15 protein-coding genes, 1 tRNA gene and 2 pseudogenes are annotated in these 14,964 nt (G+C 60.1%); 9 read left to right on the top strand and 9 right to left on the bottom strand.

Annotated elements, in window-relative coordinates; translation table 11 throughout:
- The 4 genes and pseudogenes from QZ501_RS12060 to QZ501_RS12045 all read left to right on the top strand — a co-directional run.
- Window positions 1-499, top strand: a pseudogene (locus QZ501_RS12060) (hypothetical protein); the annotation flags it as partial.
- Entirely contained in the window at window positions 496-942 is a 447-nt protein-coding gene (rnhA, locus tag QZ501_RS12055) for a ribonuclease HI (protein ID WP_095616755.1), read from the top strand. The pseudogene QZ501_RS12060 and the gene rnhA, both read left to right, overlap by 4 nt.
- Before the next feature lie 3 nt (window positions 943-945).
- Window positions 946-1,653: a DNA polymerase III subunit epsilon gene (gene dnaQ / locus QZ501_RS12050; RefSeq protein WP_095616756.1), complete on the top strand. Its 708-nt coding sequence runs from the start codon at window positions 946-948 to the stop codon at window positions 1,651-1,653.
- A gap of 61 nt (window positions 1,654-1,714) precedes the next feature.
- Complete coding sequence (locus QZ501_RS12045; protein ID WP_151439612.1) at window positions 1,715-3,424, top strand: chemotaxis protein; 1,710 nt, start codon at window positions 1,715-1,717, stop codon at window positions 3,422-3,424.
- 68 nt (window positions 3,425-3,492) lie between these two features.
- Here QZ501_RS12045 and QZ501_RS12040 read toward each other — a convergent pair whose 3' ends face one another.
- A complete protein-coding gene (locus QZ501_RS12040) occupies window positions 3,493-3,807 on the bottom strand; it encodes an SCP2 sterol-binding domain-containing protein (RefSeq protein WP_095616758.1) in 315 nt (104 codons plus the stop codon).
- A 194-nt stretch (window positions 3,808-4,001) separates the two neighbouring features.
- Between QZ501_RS12040 and sohB the strand changes: the two genes are divergently transcribed.
- Both sohB and QZ501_RS12030 read left to right on the top strand, forming a co-directional pair.
- On the top strand, window positions 4,002-5,054 hold the full coding sequence (sohB, locus tag QZ501_RS12035; protein ID WP_160899211.1) for a protease SohB: 1,053 nt from the start codon (window positions 4,002-4,004) through the stop codon (window positions 5,052-5,054).
- Between the two features lie 88 nt (window positions 5,055-5,142).
- Window positions 5,143-5,283, top strand: coding sequence for a hypothetical protein (locus QZ501_RS12030; protein ID WP_158223053.1), 141 nt, complete (start codon window positions 5,143-5,145; stop codon window positions 5,281-5,283).
- Between the two features lie 23 nt (window positions 5,284-5,306).
- On the opposite strand, the gene QZ501_RS12025 is transcribed toward QZ501_RS12030, so the two are convergent.
- The gene (locus tag QZ501_RS12025; protein ID WP_295719763.1) at window positions 5,307-5,525 is read right to left on the bottom strand and encodes a DUF2970 domain-containing protein; all 219 of its coding nucleotides are present in this window, start codon (window positions 5,523-5,525) and stop codon (window positions 5,307-5,309) included.
- A 117-nt stretch (window positions 5,526-5,642) separates the two neighbouring features.
- A complete protein-coding gene (gene metH, locus QZ501_RS12020) occupies window positions 5,643-9,341 on the bottom strand; it encodes a methionine synthase (protein ID WP_160899212.1) in 3,699 nt (1,232 codons plus the stop codon).
- Between the two features lie 310 nt (window positions 9,342-9,651).
- On the opposite strand from metH, the gene nfuA reads away from it, so the two are divergent.
- Window positions 9,652-10,236: a Fe-S biogenesis protein NfuA gene (gene nfuA, locus QZ501_RS12015; protein WP_160899213.1), complete on the top strand. Its 585-nt coding sequence runs from the start codon at window positions 9,652-9,654 to the stop codon at window positions 10,234-10,236.
- Window positions 10,237-10,330: 94 nt separating this feature from the next.
- Window positions 10,331-11,536, top strand: a complete 1,206-nt coding sequence (locus QZ501_RS12010) for a hypothetical protein (protein ID WP_295719757.1) — start codon at window positions 10,331-10,333, stop codon at window positions 11,534-11,536.
- A 13-nt stretch (window positions 11,537-11,549) separates the two neighbouring features.
- Here QZ501_RS12010 and QZ501_RS12005 read toward each other — a convergent pair whose 3' ends face one another.
- The 4 genes from QZ501_RS12005 to QZ501_RS11990 are packed head-to-tail and all read right to left on the bottom strand — an operon-like array spanning window position 11,550 to window position 13,216.
- Window positions 11,550-11,825, bottom strand: coding sequence for a hypothetical protein (locus tag QZ501_RS12005; RefSeq protein ID WP_160899214.1), 276 nt, complete (start codon window positions 11,823-11,825; stop codon window positions 11,550-11,552).
- Window positions 11,822-12,154, bottom strand: coding sequence for a hypothetical protein (locus QZ501_RS12000; protein WP_160899215.1), 333 nt, complete (start codon window positions 12,152-12,154; stop codon window positions 11,822-11,824). Before QZ501_RS12000 ends, QZ501_RS12005 begins: the two co-directional genes overlap by 4 nt.
- Complete coding sequence (locus QZ501_RS11995) at window positions 12,154-12,519, bottom strand: DsrE family protein (RefSeq protein ID WP_295719753.1); 366 nt, start codon at window positions 12,517-12,519, stop codon at window positions 12,154-12,156. Before QZ501_RS11995 ends, QZ501_RS12000 begins: the two co-directional genes overlap by 1 nt.
- Window positions 12,520-12,526: 7 nt before the next feature.
- Window positions 12,527-13,216, bottom strand: a complete 690-nt coding sequence (locus tag QZ501_RS11990) for a Bax inhibitor-1/YccA family protein (RefSeq protein WP_077531306.1) — start codon at window positions 13,214-13,216, stop codon at window positions 12,527-12,529.
- A 162-nt stretch (window positions 13,217-13,378) separates the two neighbouring features.
- Between QZ501_RS11990 and QZ501_RS11985 the strand changes: the two genes are divergently transcribed.
- Window positions 13,379-13,468, top strand: a tRNA-Ser gene (locus tag QZ501_RS11985).
- 273 nt (window positions 13,469-13,741) lie between these two features.
- Here the strand turns inward: QZ501_RS11985 and QZ501_RS11980 are convergent.
- Window positions 13,742-14,680: a DUF6160 family protein gene (locus QZ501_RS11980; protein ID WP_160898701.1), complete on the bottom strand. Its 939-nt coding sequence runs from the start codon at window positions 14,678-14,680 to the stop codon at window positions 13,742-13,744.
- 65 nt (window positions 14,681-14,745) lie between these two features.
- Window positions 14,746-14,964: pseudogene (locus QZ501_RS11975) on the bottom strand (hypothetical protein); the annotation flags it as partial.

Below are 14,964 nucleotides of genomic sequence, written 5' to 3'. Positions count from 1 at the left end.
GGATCTGGCCGAGGACCCACGGCAGGCCCTGAGGGAAGCGGTGAGGGTAGTGCGCTCCGGTGGTCAGGTCATCGTCATCGGGTTCAACCCGGTTGGGCTCTGGGGCCTGCGCCGATTGTTCGGCCTTCGGCGTGAGGCGCCCTGGAACAGCCGCTTCCTATTGGCAAGGCGTGTTCAGGACTGGGCGCAGGTGCTCGGGTGCTGTGTGGCACCGGCACGCTACGGGTTCTTCCGCCCGCCGGTCGGTGGCCGCCGCCTGCAGACGCGGCTGGCCTTTCTCGAACCTTTCTATGAACGGGGGATTCAGGTGCCTTTCGGGGGATTCTATTGTGTTGTAGCGGAAAAACGGGATGCGGCGGGGATTCCGCTGCGGCCGGTGATGCCCGAACCCGGGGTGGCATCCATGCCGGTTGCAAATCGTAACGTGTCACCTGGGATGGGACGGGCCAGACTGAGGGTGGTGAGAACCCGCCCCGGTGACAGCGGAGAGCTTTCATGAGCCAGGTGACGCTGTACACGGATGGCGCGTGCAAGGGCAATCCGGGGCCGGGCGGATGGGGTGTGGTGCTGCGTTACGGTGACCACGAGAAACACCTCTGGGGTGGCGAGCCGGGCACCACTAACAACCGCATGGAGCTGCGGGCCGCGATCGAGGGGTTGGCAGCGCTCAGGCGGCAGTGCGACGTGGACATCTACACGGACTCGCAGTACGTGCGCAACGGCATCAACCAGTGGATGGCCAACTGGAAGCGTAATGGCTGGAAAACATCGGCACGCAAGCCGGTCAAGAACGCGGAACTGTGGCAGAGGCTGGATGAACTGGTTCAGTCACACCGGATCCAGTGGCACTGGGTACGTGGGCACAGCGGTAACGATGGCAACGAACAGGCCGACGCCCTGGCAAACAGGGGAGCGGCGGAAGTGATGGAAGGCAGGGGCTGAAGCATGCGTCAGATTGTGCTGGATACTGAGACCACGGGGCTGGAACCCGAGCAGGGTCATCGGATCATTGAGATCGGCTGCGTGGAAGTTGCCGATCGTGAGCTGACCGGCCGTCACTACCATGTGTACATCAACCCGGAACGGGAGGTGGAGGACAGCGCCATCGAGGTCCACGGGATCACCAATGAGTTCCTGGCCGACAAACCGACATTCCGGGAGATTGCGGATGAGTTCCTGGAGTTCATCCGTGGTGCCGAGCTGATCATCCATAACGCGCCCTTTGACGTGGGTTTCATGGACCATGAGTTCGGGATGCTTGACGGGGGCTACCCGCGCACTACTGATGTGTGCGGCATCCGGGACTCGCTGGTGATGGCGCGCAGCAAGCACCCGGGGCAGAAGAATAACCTGGATGTGCTGTGCCGTCGCTACGGTATCGACAACAGTAACCGGGAACTGCACGGGGCACTGCTGGATGCTGAGATACTGGCCCTGGTCTATCTGGCGATGACCGGCGGTCAGACAGCTCTGTCCCTGGGAGAGGCTGAGGACGGACAGGATGCCGGTACGGAAATCCGGCGGCTGGATCCCGGGCGATCCCCGCTGGCTGTCCCCGAGGCGGATGAAGAGGAACTGAATGCGCATCGGGCCTTCCTCGATGGCATGGCAGCCAAGACCAATGTGCTCTGGGACGAGCAGGGTATTTCTTGAGAAAACTGAAAAACCTGCTACAGGTTATTGAATATCTGACTCTATAGTGGAAGCCCCGTTTATGGTGCAGGCGTCACTGGCAAGCAAGACCCAGTCCTTCGGGCTGGTCCGCGAGGAGATCGAACAGACGATCGGTCAGGCGGAACAGAGTCTTGAGCAGTTCCAGGAGAACCGTGAAAGCGAGGAGGATCTGCAGAACTGTGTGGATTATCTCAATCAGCTGCGCGGGATTTTTTCCCTGGTGGAACTCAAGGGAGGCGCGCTGCTCTGTCAGGAAGCGGTGGTCCTGGCGAACGAGGTGCCAGTGGGGGCCACGGATGACAAGAACAACCTCCTGACCGCGCTCAGTAACGCCCTGTTCACACTGAGGCGTTACATCGAATACTACCAGCGCCAGCAGGTGGATCGGCCCGAGCTGTTGCTGCCGGTGGTCAACGAGATCCGTGAAGCACGGCGGGATACACCCTATCCGGATTCCTGGTTCTTCGGTGCCGGCCTGAGTGTGGCTCCCGATTTCTGTGGCCAGCGTCCGGTGCCGCCACTGGCGACCTCTGACGAGTCGGAATTCGAGGTGCACGCACGCCGCTTCCGCCTGATGTACCAGGTGGGGTTGCTCGGGCTGCTGCGCAATCAGGATCCCCGGACCAGCTGTCGGCTGATCTCGCGTTCGGCCCATGGTCTTGCAAGGCTTTGTGGTGAGGGCGCGATGCAGTCGTTCTGGTGCCTGGTCAGCATGACAGCCGATGTGCTGGATGAGCAGCAGCTGCCGGTTGAGCGCAACCGCAAGCGGCTGTTCATGCGCATCGAGAAGCAGGCGCGGGACCTGGTCTACAGCCGCAGTTCGGTGGCACAGCAGTCGCCGTCGGATGCACTGGTGCGCGAACTCGTCTATATCCTCTACCGCAGCGGCTCCAGCGATCCGGAAGTACGTAGTGTTCTGGATAACAGTGGGTTGGGGCAGCCGGATATCACCGAGGCAGAGCTGATTGAGCATCAGCGCCACCTGTATGGGCCTGGCGCCGACGTTCTGCGCTCCTTTGCGGCCGCGATCAATGAGGAGTTGAGCGAACTCAAGGACCGGCTGGATATTGTCGAACGGGGGATCGATCCGGACACCACGGAGCTCGCGACCATTGCTGATTCCCTGGAACGGGTGGGTAACTCCCTGCTGATTCTGGACCTCCATCAGCTCAGTTCGCTGGCTCGCCAGGAAGCCGGACGCCTCAGGGACTGGGAGCAGAAAGGCGCGCTGCCATCGGAAGGGGAGCTCTATGCAGTCGCGGATGCCGTTCTGAATATTGAGGAGGCGGCCCAGCACCTGGCCAGCCATGGCATTACGGCGGACACCGATCGTCTTGCGCACAAGGTGCGGCGGGATGAGGGGTCGGTCTACGTGCAGGAAGCGCTGATTGTGCTCAGTGACGAGGCCAGTTCAGCGCTTACCCTGGCGAAACAGGCGATTACCGCGTTTCTTGAATCCGATTTCGATAAGCTGCATCTGGCGAACGTGCCGGCCACCCTGCGCAGTATCGAGGGTGGGATGCAGCTTCTCGGAAACGAGAACGCGGCCCGTGTTGTCGCCCGTGTGACGGGGGCGATCGAGAACCAGCTTCTGAACACTCAGCAGCCACCGGAATCACGGATTCTGGAAGCATTGGCGGATGCCATCACCTCACTGGAGTATTACATCGAGGAGCTGGGAATGAATGCCGCGCCGAACCCGGAACTGCTCCGCCTGGCGGAGACATCACTCCAGGATGTGGGTCTCTAGAGGGGGCAGGGAAGTACGCATCGAAGGTGGTCGGGAACGCCGGTGGGTTGGCGTTCCCGGGTAAGGCCTCAGCCGATGTTGAACAGCTCACCCAGCTTGGTGGCCAGCATCATGTCGCCTTCAGCGCGCAGCTGCCCGGCCATGAATGCCTGCATGCCATCTGTCTCGCCGCTGACGATCCCCTGAAGGGTCTCCGAGTTCATAATCAGGGTCACGGACGGGTCGTCATGTGTGCCTTCCTTCAGATCACAGGTGCCGTCCTTGATGATCAGGTGATAGGAGGCATCGTCCTCGATGTCGAACTGGAATACCAGGTCCAGGCCGGCAGCAGCGTCCGCGTTGAAGTTCTTCTCGAGTTTTTCGAATACGGGTTGTACAGACATGCTCGAAGTCCTTGGTTGCCGTTGTTGTTTCGCCATGGGATGGCTTCGGCCGACTGTAGGTGGGGGCGTCAATGCTGTCAAGCTTGATCGAACGCTTGTTTGAATACCCGAATCACCGGGTTCTTATGCTGTGCCGTGGTGATGCGTAGAATAGTCACGGGTTGTGTATGGAACTTTCGGTAAAGGAGTGATTGGTGGAGATTCTTGCGGAATACGGGCTTTTCCTGGCCAAGATCGTGACCTTCGCAGTGGCCGCTCTGATCGTGGCGGCGATGATCATGGCGGCGGCGCAGCGTGGGCGCAACCAGGAGGATGAGGGGGAGCTCCAGGTTGTCAGGGTGAATGATCGCCTGCGGGACAACCGCGAGACTCTGGAGGCCCATCTGCATGAGGGGGCCGGCCGGCGGCGGTGGCTGAGGGAGCTCAGGCGCAGCCGGAAAAAGGAGAAAAAGGCTGAACGCCAGAAGGGAAACGACGGTGCGCAACGCCGCGGGCGCCTCTATGTGGTGGACTTTCAGGGGGACCTGAAGGCCAGCCAGACCGGTGCGCTGCGTCGCTGTGTCACGGCTATACTCGGAGTGGCCGAGCCCGGGCAGGATGAGGTGATGATCCGGCTCGAGAGTTCTGGTGGGATGGTGCACTCCTACGGCTATGCGGCGGCACAGCTGGACCGGATCCGCCGCGCCGGGCTGCCGCTGACCGCTTGTGTGGACAAGGTCGCTGCCAGCGGAGGCTATATGATGGCGTGTGTTGCGGACCGGATCATCGCCTCTCCGTTTGCGATTCTGGGATCCATTGGCGTGGTGGCGCAGCTTCCGAACGTGCATCGTCTTCTCAAGCGCAATGACGTGGATTTCGAGGTGCTGACCGCGGGCGAGTATAAACGCACCCTGACGGTGTTCGGCGAAAATACAGAGAAGGGCCGGCGCAAGTTCACCGAGGATCTGGAGCAGACCCATCAGCTGTTCAAGGACTACGTGAGTGAACACCGCCCGGCGGTGGATATTGATCGGGTCGCCACGGGGGAGATCTGGTTTGGCCGCCAGGCACTGGATGTCAGTCTGGCGGATGACCTCAAGACCTCGGATCAGGTTATAACTGAGGCCTGTGATGAGCGTGATGTCCTGCTGGTGCGCTACGAGCGCCGCCGTACGTTGCCCGAGAAGCTCGGCCTCAGTGCCGCTAGCGCGGTGGAGTCCGGCATCATGAAAGGGGTTGAGTGGGTGCGCGCGGGGCGTTTCCAGTGACCGGTCGCGGATGCTGGCAAGGGGGCCCAAGGCGGGTTATCATGGGCACCGTCGCCGATTGACCATAAGCATTTGTTGGGAGAAAGCAATGAGCTACGGCAACCAGAACGAAGAAGGCCGGAACGATGCAGCACCGAATAAAAGTGACGAGCGTGTTGATGCATTCGCTGCGGTCGGGCTGATCCTGCTCTTCGTGGCACTTGCAACCACCTTTGTTGCCACGCAGTAATCCTGTGTGAAATGCCGGGGCGCTCAGGCCGCCCCGGTGCTCTCCAGAACAATCTTCACGATTAGCGCTATACCCACCACGAAGACCACACCGAAGATGATCCCGCCGATGATGAAGGGCCAGGGAGACGAGGCACTGAAATCCTTCTGGCGATTGCTCTCTGAATTAACGCCCAGCGCGGCGGCAAGGATGCTGAAAACCACCTGCCAGAGTCCGGGTTTGTCCTGATCGCTATTGCTCACAAAACCTCCTGTGGGCTGGATTGATTAATCTATTATAAAGCAATAAAAAACGGGCATCAGGTGGCCTGATGCCCGTTGCGGTAGACCGGGCCCGCCCGGAGGCGGGCTGAGTGATGGTTACTCGTCCGGGTCGTACGCCAGGTTCGGCATGAGCCAGCGTTCGATCTCGCTCTTCTTCATGCCTTTACGCTTGGCGTAGTCTTCCACCTGGTCCGAGCTGATCTTGCCCACCGCGAAGTACTTGGACTCCGGGTGCGCGAAGTACCAGCCGGAAACCGCCGCAGCCGGGAGCATCGCATTGCTCTCGGTGAGCTGCATGGCCGCGTTTTCCTCGGCCTGCAGCAACCGGAACAGCTCGGGTTTTTCCGTGTGGTCCGGGCAGGCCGGATAACCAGCGGCTGGACGGATACCCTGGTAACGCTCCTTGATCAGGTCTTCCGTCGAGAGAGACTCATCGGTCTGGTAGCCCCAGTATTCCTTCCGCACATGCTGGTGCATGCACTCGGCAAAGGCTTCCGCAAACCGGTCCGCAAGGATCTTGACCATGATGGCGCTGTAGTCGTCATTGGCCTTTTCGTATTCCTTGGCCAGTTCATCCGCCTCGGGGCCTGCCGTTACGGCGAAGCCACCGATGTAATCCGGAATACCGGATTCCTTGGACGCGATGAAATCGGACAGGGCCATCATGGGCTTATCCGGCGCCTTGTCGTCCTGCTGGCGCAGGTGGTGAACCTTGGTCAGCACCTTCTTGCGGGACTCGTCCTCGTAGATCTCGATATCGTCCCCGACACGGTTCGCCGGCCAGAAGCCAATCACGCCGCGACAGCGGATCTTATTCTCTTCAATCAGCCAGTTGAGCATGTTCTTGGCATCGTTGAAGAGGTTCTGGGCGGTTTCCCCCTTGTTCGGATCCTCAAGGATGTCCGGGTACTTGCCCGGCATGTCCCAGCTCTGGAAGAACGGGGACCAGTCGAAGTATTCGACCAGCTCGTTCAGGTCGAAGTGATCGAAGGTCTTGAGGCCCAGGAACTGGGGCCTGGTCGGCTGGTACTCGTCCCAGTCCAGTTCCGGAGCACGGGCGCGCGCCTTATCGATCGGAATGATCTTGGCTTTGCGGCCCTGGTTCTTACGGCGCTCACGGACTTTTTCATAATCCGCCTGGATCTCGTTGATGAGGTCCTGCTTGCCGCCTTCACTCACCAGCTTGGCTGCAACGCCCACGCTGCGTGAGGCGTCAGACACATAGATCACCTGATCGTTCTCGTAAGAGGGATCGATCTTGACGGCGGTATGGGCCTTGGACGTGGTCGCACCACCGATGAGCAGCGGGATATCCATCTCAAGGCGCTGCATTTCCTTGGCCACGTGCACCATCTCGTCGAGCGAAGGCGTGATCAGGCCGGAGAGACCGATCATGTCCACATCCTCGTCCTTGGCCTTCTGCAGGATCTGGTCAGCGGGGACCATGACGCCCATGTCGATCACCTCGAAGTTGTTGCACTGCAGTACAACCCCGACGATGTTCTTGCCGATGTCGTGGACGTCGCCCTTGACCGTGGCCATGAGGATCTTGCCCTTGGCCTTCTGGCCTTCGGACTTGAGCGCCTCGATGAACGGAATCAGGATGGCGACGGCCTGCTTCATGACGCGGGCGCTCTTGACCACCTGCGGCAGGAACATCTTGCCTTCGCCGAAGAGGTCGCCGACCACGTTCATGCCGTCCATGAGCGGGCCTTCGATGACCTCGATGGGGTGATCGGCGCGCTGGCGTGCTTCTTCGGTGTCCTCATCGATGTAGGTGGTGATGCCCTTGACCAGCGCGTGTTCAAGCCGCTTTTCCACCGGCCATTCGCGCCATTCCAGGTCTTCCTTCTTTTCCTGGCCGCCCTGGCCCTTGTATTTCTCGGCAATGTCGAGCAGGCGGTCCGTGGCGTCTTCGCGACGGTTCAGGATGACGTCTTCAACGTGCTCCTTGAGCTCGTCGTCAATGTCATCGTAAACCACCAGCTGGCCAGGGTTGACGATGCCCATGTTCATGCCGGCCTTGATGGCGTGATACAGGAAGGCAGAGTGCATGGCTTCGCGCACGGCGTTGTTGCCGCGGAAGGAGAACGACAGGTTACTGACGCCACCACTGACGGAGGCGTAGGGCAGGTTCTCGCGGATCCAGCGGGTGGCTTCGATGAAGTCCACGCCGTAGTTGTTGTGCTCTTCAATCCCAGTACCGATAGCCAGGATGTTCGGGTCGAACACAATGTCCTGGGGCGGGAAGCCGTCCTCAACGAGCAGGTCATAGGAGCGCTTACAGATCTCGATCTTGCGCTCGGCGGTGTCCGCCTGGCCGGTTTCGTCAAAGGCCATGACGGTCACAGCGGCACCATGGCGCCGGCAGATGCGAGCCTTGGAGAGGAAATCCTCTTCGCCTTCCTTGAGACTGATGGAGTTGACGATGCTCTTGCCCTGAATGCACTTCAGGCTCTCTTCCATCGCTTCCCAGCGCGAGGAGTCCACCATGATCGGCACCTTGGAGATGTCCGGCTCGGACGCCACCAGGTTCAGGAAGGTGGTCATGCACTCCTTGGCGTCGAGCATGCCTTCGTCCATGTTGATGTCGATGATCTGGGCACCGTTTTCAACCTGGTCCTTGGCCACTTCCAGGGCTTCCTCGTACTGCTCCTCTTTGATGAGGCGCAGGAACTTCTTGGAGCCGGTCACGTTGGTCCGCTCACCCACGTTGATGAAGACCACGTTGTCGTCATCGGTGAAGGGCTCGAGGCCCGACAGGCGCAGGCGGGGCTTTCGCTGCGGGATGGTGCGCGGCTCGTATTTTTTCATGCGCTCGGCAATGGCCCCGATATGCTCGGGCGTGGAGCCGCAGCAGCCGCCGATCACATTCAGGAAGCCGTCCCGCGCGAAGCCTTCGACGATGTCCGCCATCTCTTCCGGCGTCTGATCGTACTCACCGAATTCGTTGGGCAGGCCAGCGTTCGGGTGCGTGGTGACGTAGAAGGGAGCCTTGTTGGCGAGCTCTTCCACGTAGGGACGCATGGCGTCCGCGCCCAGGGCACAGTTGAGGCCGATCAGCAGCGGGTTGGCGTGTTCCACGGAGTTCAGGAAGGCTTCCGTGGTCTGGCCGGACAGAGTACGGCCGGAGGCGTCGGTGATAGTGCCGGAGATCATGAGCGGCACTTCTTCGCCGGAATCGATCTCGTACTGCTGGGCGGCGTAGATCGCTGCCTTGGCATTCAGCGTATCGAAGATGGTTTCCAGCAGGATGATGTCGACGCCACCAATGATCAGGTTCTCAATGGCTTCGTAATAGTCCTCGTAGAGGGCATCAAAGCTGGTATTGCGGTAGCCGGGGTTGTTGACGTCCGGCGAGATTGACGCTGTTTTGGACGTCGGGCCCACGGCACCGGCCACGAAACGCGGCTTGCTCGGGTCCTCGGCCGTTTTGGCATCGGCGCATTCGCGTGCCAGCTGAGCCGCCTTCTGGTTCAGCTCGGGGACCAGGTCCTCCATGTGGTAGTCGGACTGCGACACCCGCGTGGAGTTGAACGTATTGGTCTCGATGATGTCCGCACCGGCATCCATGTACTGCTTGTGGATATCCCACAGCTTTTCCGGCTGGCTCAGGCAGAGGAGGTCGTTGTTGCCCTTGACCTCGTATTCGTAATCCTTGAACCGCTCACCGCGATACTGGGCCTCGCTGAGCTGGAGGTTCTGGATTTCGGTACCCATGCCGCCATCCAGGATGACGATACGTTCCTGCAGCGCCTTTCGGAGCTGCTCGAGTCGAGTTTTGCGATCACTCATTGATTCAACTACCTCATTGTCAGTTATCGAATCTTGAGACAGAAAATGTGCGCCAGGCGGTCACCCTGTATGGCAGGGGGAGCGTCATCCTGAGCGTTGTCTGAAGGGGGATACTGTCCGTGTCCCTTTTGCGGGTTTTGCTTGAAGTAAGCGAATGCTAACACAGAATCCGAAAAAGTCCTGATAGTTCATCAAACTTTTTTGATGTTATGCAAGCGCGTTAATTCCTGACTCGTTTGGTTGGTCTTTTATTAACGGGGGAGCTTCCTTACAATAGACCCATACTCGACCATCAAGAGGGGGAACGGCATTGGATACCGTCACCGTCACCGAATCAGCCCGGCGCTATCTGGGGCAGCTCGTCCAGAAACAGGACGTTGAGGGGATGGGAGTCCGGCTGTTCGTGACCCAGCCCGGAACCCGTCACGCCGAAACCTGCCTGGCGTACTGCCCGCCCCATGAAGTGGTGCCGTCCGATGAGCAGCTCGACATGGACGAGTTCCCGCTCTACATCGATCACAACAGCATCACCTTCCTGGAAGAGGCTGTGATCGACTTTCAGGAGGACCAGACCGGCGGCCAGCTGACCATCAAGGCGCCCAATGCCAAGGTGCCGCAGGTAAGCCCGGACGCGCCTCTGTCAGAGCGCCTGAACTACGTCCTTCAGTCCGAGGTCAATCCCAGCCTGGCGGCCCATGGCGGCGAGGTGTCACTGGTTGAACTGACCGATGACAATGTGGCCGTACTGCGTTTCGGCGGCGGCTGCCAGGGGTGCGCGGCGGTGAGTCTCACGCTCAAGCAGGGTGTGGAGCGTACCCTCAAGGAGCAGCTGCCTGAGATCAGTGGTATCGAGGACGTGACGGACCATAGCTACCGCGAAAACGCCTACTACTGATCGATTCAGCAGTGCCCTTGGGCGCTGCTGCATACCGTAACGCGACGGTTTCCGCTAGAGTGTTGCCCTGAATACGCGTTCAGGGATCGCACACGTGACCGTATCCGATCTACCGCTTACCATCTGGGCACTGCCTCTGTTCACCGCGCTGGTCGGTTGGGCCACCAACCGCCTGGCTGTGCTGATGCTGTTCCACCCGATTGAGTCTGTTGGCAGGCCCCCGCTCCTGGGCTGGCAGGGCGTGGTTCCACGTCGGGCGGAGGAAATGGCCCATGAGTGCATTGACCGGACCCTGGCGCGCAGTGGCGATCTCACCGGCCTTTACCAGCGGCTGGATCCGGCGCTGATCACCGGGGAGGTGGTGAGCCGGATCATGCCCCATCTCGAGGAATACGTGGATGATGTGATGTACGAGCATCATCCCGTGCTCTGGGATAACCTGCCGCGGCGCGTTAAAGGGCGGATCTACCACTATGTCGAGCGCAACCTGCCTGAGCGGGTGGACGCTATGGTGGCGGATTTCGGTGAAGAGCTTGGGGATCTGGTGGACCTCAGGGCCCTGATGAGTGAGGAACTGCGCCAGCATCCGGACTTCATGAACAATATTCTGCAGGATGCCGGCGCGTCGACCTTCCGTTTCGTGATCCGCAGTGGCGCCGTCATAGGGCTGCTTATGGGCGTGGCGCTTGCTGTGGGGTGGACCTTCTGGCCCTCCAGCTGGCTGCTTCTCGGGGGTGGTTTCATTGTTGGCCTTCTGACCAATTGGATCGCGATAACCCTGATTTTCCGGCCGCGGGAGCGGAAGCAGTGGGGGCCTTTCCGCATTCAGGGGCTGCTGATGCGCCGTCAGCCGGAGATCAGCCACATCTGGGGCCAGCGTGTCGCCCACGAACTTCTCACCTGCGAGAAGGTGGCCCACGCCATTGTCCATGGGGAAAAGGCCGGACGGACACGGGCCATCATCCAGAAACACCTGCGCCCGCTTCTGGATCAGTCGACGGTGCTGCGTATCAGCACCCAGATGGCTGTGGGCGCTTCCGGTTATACGGAGCTCAAGAAAAGCATGAATGACCGGGCCCTGAGTGCCTCAGAGGAGGTGTTCCGCGATGACGCCTTCAACCATGACCGGGCACGCATCGTGGCTGAGCTTATTGAGGAGCGGATTGCGGGGTTGTCTCCAGAAGCATTCCAGTCTCTTCTCCGGCCGGTATTCGCCGCCGAGGAGGGACGGCTGATGCTGGCCGGCGGTGTCTGTGGGCTGCTGGCGGCCCTGGTGCCCGTTGTGCTGGTCGGGCTCTGAGTTGAGCCACCGCTTACCAGAAAATGGGCTGATGGGTTGTGAGGACCTGTTCCACAAAAGCGGCATGCGTCACGGCGGTGCATCCAGGGGGCAGTGTCAGGTTCTCCGGGGCCTCCGTCAGGGCCAGGATCCTGCCCGCCTGAATACCTTCCAGCGGTTCCGGGTGCGCCAACCGTTCCAGGGCGGTCGCCGTCAGCACCAGCGTGTCCCGGGCGCCCAGCATCTTCAGGCACCGTTGATGCCGCGGGTGGTCCGGGGGCTTGGCCAGTACGTGCACCCGCCCCGTCATGGATGCAGAATCCTCGGTACCCGTGCGTAAAGATCCCGGATCTGGCCGCTGTTCACGGTGATAACGGATTCAGGCAGCTCAGGATCCGGATCATCGGCGCCGTGTAATCCCACCATGAGCTGCTGTAACCCCATCTCCGGAAACCGCGTGACGGGGATTCCCCGGTGCTCTGCCGTCAGTGCCGTAATGCCTGACTCCACTAGCAACAGGCTGGTGCTCATACCAAAGGTGCAGAGTGTGAGCAGCATATCCAGAAACTCGCCGCTGTCCTCGCCTCGGTCAAGCACGAAGAGCTGATCGGGCAGGGGTGTGGGTGCCGGCTGCGTCATCACCGCTCCCCCGTGAACTGGAGAATGCGGTCCGCCTCGGTGCAGGCCATGACCCAGTCCCCCAGTCCGCCAGTCGACCAGCCATGCCTGAGATGGGCATCACCAAGGGCGCGTTGCTCCGCCGAACCGATGCACACGGTTGCCGGAAGCGACCACGCGGCGATGAGCTGTTCCCATTGGTTGGCGTTTTCGTTCCGGGTGAGTGACGCGGGGTCGGGTTTTGCGGCCAGAAAAACCGCATCCCCTTGGAGGAAGATGCGGTTGATGGTGTGGCCGGCCTGGAGAAGTGCACTCGCGAAACACCAGGCGGAATGGAGCGCCTGGCGTTCAGTGGGCCCTGCAGTGATGTGGAAGGCCGCTTTCAAAGCCGGATCAGTTCTCGCCAGCAAACGCCATCAGCAGGTGGAGCAGGCTGATGAAGAGGTTGTACAGCGATACATAGAGGCCGATGGCCGCCATAATGTAGTTACGCTCGCCGCCGTTAATGATGGCGCTGGTCTGATACAGGATGCAGGCGGACGCAAAGAGGGTGAAGCCCGCTGAGATCGCCAGGTGCAGGTTCGGCAGATTGAACAGGAAGGCGATCAGCATGCCGCCCATGAGGACCAGGGCACCGGCAAAGATGAAACCACCCAGGAAGCTGAAGTCCTTGCGGGTAATCAGGGTGTACGCCGACAGGGCGAGGAAGATGGTGGCTGTCAGCCCGAGTGCGGTGGTGACCAGGTGCCCCGCGCCGTTGGCCACGAAGGCGTTGAGGATCGGGCCCAGAGTCATGCCCATGAAGCCGGTCAGGGCAAAGGTGGTTACCAGGCCCCAGACGCTGTTCTGGAGCTTGTGAGTGGCAAACAGGAGGCCATAGAAACCGACCAGTGTCAGGATCAGGCCAGGATGGGGCAGGTTCAGCGCCATGCTGGTTCCGGCCGTTACAGCAGAAAACGCCAGGGTCAGGCCCAGCAGCATGTAGGTGTTGCGCAGTACCGTCGTGACCTCGGTGCTCAGCCCTTCGCGGACCCCGCCCTGGGCCCGGCTCTGGGCGGCATTGGGGAAACGGTTGTCGGCCATGTGCGGAATCTCCTTGATGGACTCTTGACTGTATACCCAATCATAAAGCGTCCAGGGGCCAGTGCAAAGCCTTTCCGTATGCATTTGGGGGCTTCAACACTTTGACATGACGCCGATTTAAGGTAATATTCCGCCTGCTGTCCGTTCCGACAGCACCTTCCCGGTGGGCTGGCAGAGTGGTCGAATGCAGCGGTCTTGAAAACCGCCGAGGGTTAACGCCCTCCCGGGGTTCGAATCCCTGGCCCACCGCCACTTTTCAGTATGTTACCCGCTTCTCTGCACGTCTTTTCTGAGCCTGTCGTTCCCGAATAATAGACAGTTGTATATATAATTCCCCGACATTTTCACATCGCATCCGCGGCTGTGTGGACGGTATCGTGTCCTTTTTTCCATCAGTTCTGCGGCTGGTCATGTTGAAAGGATGGGGTTCCCTGCCTTTATCCAGGGACAGCGAAGGGAGCGGCTTTACGTGAGCGGGTAGGGAGAGGAAAAGAGGGCCGGCAGAACCGGCCCTGTGAATCGCACTTACTCGCGACCGTAGATGGCCATCTGAGTATCAGCGATGCTGAGGTTGGAGATACCAACATTACCAATGCTGGCGGTGGTGCCGTCTCCGCTGCCAACGTTAACCGTGGGCATCCAGATGCTGGTGGTCAGCTCATTGATGTCCACGCGCAGGGTTTCATCCGGCGCGCCATCAATACCAGCGTTTGTGGAGATAGCGGGACCCGCACCAACTTCCGCATTGACGGTTACACCGTTGATGGCAAGAGTGGCGCGGTTCAGGTCGCCTTCAGCACCCTTGAGGTTCTCCAGCTGGTCTGCACCGGCCATCCGGATACTGGGGATGCTTACCGCAGCAACGTCGAAGTCTGCACCAATATCCGCATGGAACACATTCCGGATGCGGATTGAGCCGGTATCGGGGTTACCATTGGCAATCTGGTTGTTTACGCGGGCGGTGATATCAAGCCGCGTGACCCAGAAATCCGCCGTGAAGTTCGAGATCAGAGTTGCTGAGCTGTCCCCATCACTTGAAGCGATGCCCAGGGAATCCATGTCCACCCCAGCCTGAACGGGCGCCGGCTGGTTACCCAGGTTGCGCACCGAAATATAGGCATCGCCATCCTCTACAGGGCCGGCCGGATAACCATAGGGGGAACGACCGAGATCGTCGTTTTCCGTGATCAGGTCAACATTGACGTCGATATCAAGTGATTCGCCTTCGTCATGACCGCCGATACGGATACCGTTCATAAGTACGGAGCCAGTGTCCGCATCTGCGGTGCTCTGGCTGTACTCCACCTGATCAATGGTTGCAGCGGTGGACAGCTCGATGGTTACACCCTGCTGACCGGTAACATTGCCCATGTCCTGCTCGTTCATGGGTTGCAGGTCAGCAGACGCTGCCATCGGCAGTGAAGCGACTGAAAGGGCCAACAGGCTTTTCTTCATTGTCATCATTGTGATTTCTCCTCTTTGTTGTTTGGGCGACCCGCCATGAGCGGGCCGCCCGTTCTGTTTCCCCGTTACTCCTCGAAACGGGGCGACAGTTCAAGCTCGATGGTGTTGCCCGGACCTTCGAAGAACTCGTTGAGGATCCCGGTCAGCAGACCGCAGCCCTCAAGTTCCGGAGCAACATAGGTACCAGTAACGGTGCCGCCCTGGAGCGGATCAAACTCTTCGCCTTCCGGGCTTGAGAGGTTGATGGTGGCCGGCTCTGCGGTCTGGCAGGAGTGGCCGCCGCC

Source organism: uncultured Halovibrio sp. (assembly GCF_913056445.1).
Classification (GTDB): domain Bacteria; phylum Pseudomonadota; class Gammaproteobacteria; order Pseudomonadales; family Oleiphilaceae; genus Halospina; species Halospina utahensis_B.
The sequence above is the reverse complement of the archived record's forward strand: the minus strand, read 5'-3'. Positions and strand labels throughout refer to the sequence as shown.

Coding starts and splice junctions, on each gene's coding strand:
- QZ501_RS11990 (WP_077531306.1), bottom strand. CDS start 13,216: ATGGCCGACAACCGTTTCCCCAATGCCGCCCAGAGCCGGGCCCAGGGC.
- rnhA (WP_095616755.1), top strand. CDS start 496: ATGAGCCAGGTGACGCTGTACACGGATGGCGCGTGCAAGGGCAATCCG.
- metH (WP_160899212.1), bottom strand. CDS start 9,341: ATGAGTGATCGCAAAACTCGACTCGAGCAGCTCCGAAAGGCGCTGCAG.
- QZ501_RS12000 (WP_160899215.1), bottom strand. CDS start 12,154: ATGACGCAGCCGGCACCCACACCCCTGCCCGATCAGCTCTTCGTGCTT.
- QZ501_RS12040 (WP_095616758.1), bottom strand. CDS start 3,807: ATGTCTGTACAACCCGTATTCGAAAAACTCGAGAAGAACTTCAACGCG.
- QZ501_RS12005 (WP_160899214.1), bottom strand. CDS start 11,825: ATGACGGGGCGGGTGCACGTACTGGCCAAGCCCCCGGACCACCCGCGG.
- dnaQ (WP_095616756.1), top strand. CDS start 946: ATGCGTCAGATTGTGCTGGATACTGAGACCACGGGGCTGGAACCCGAG.
- QZ501_RS12030 (WP_158223053.1), top strand. CDS start 5,143: ATGAGCTACGGCAACCAGAACGAAGAAGGCCGGAACGATGCAGCACCG.
- QZ501_RS11980 (WP_160898701.1), bottom strand. CDS start 14,680: ATGATGACAATGAAGAAAAGCCTGTTGGCCCTTTCAGTCGCTTCACTG.
- QZ501_RS12045 (WP_151439612.1), top strand. CDS start 1,715: ATGGTGCAGGCGTCACTGGCAAGCAAGACCCAGTCCTTCGGGCTGGTC.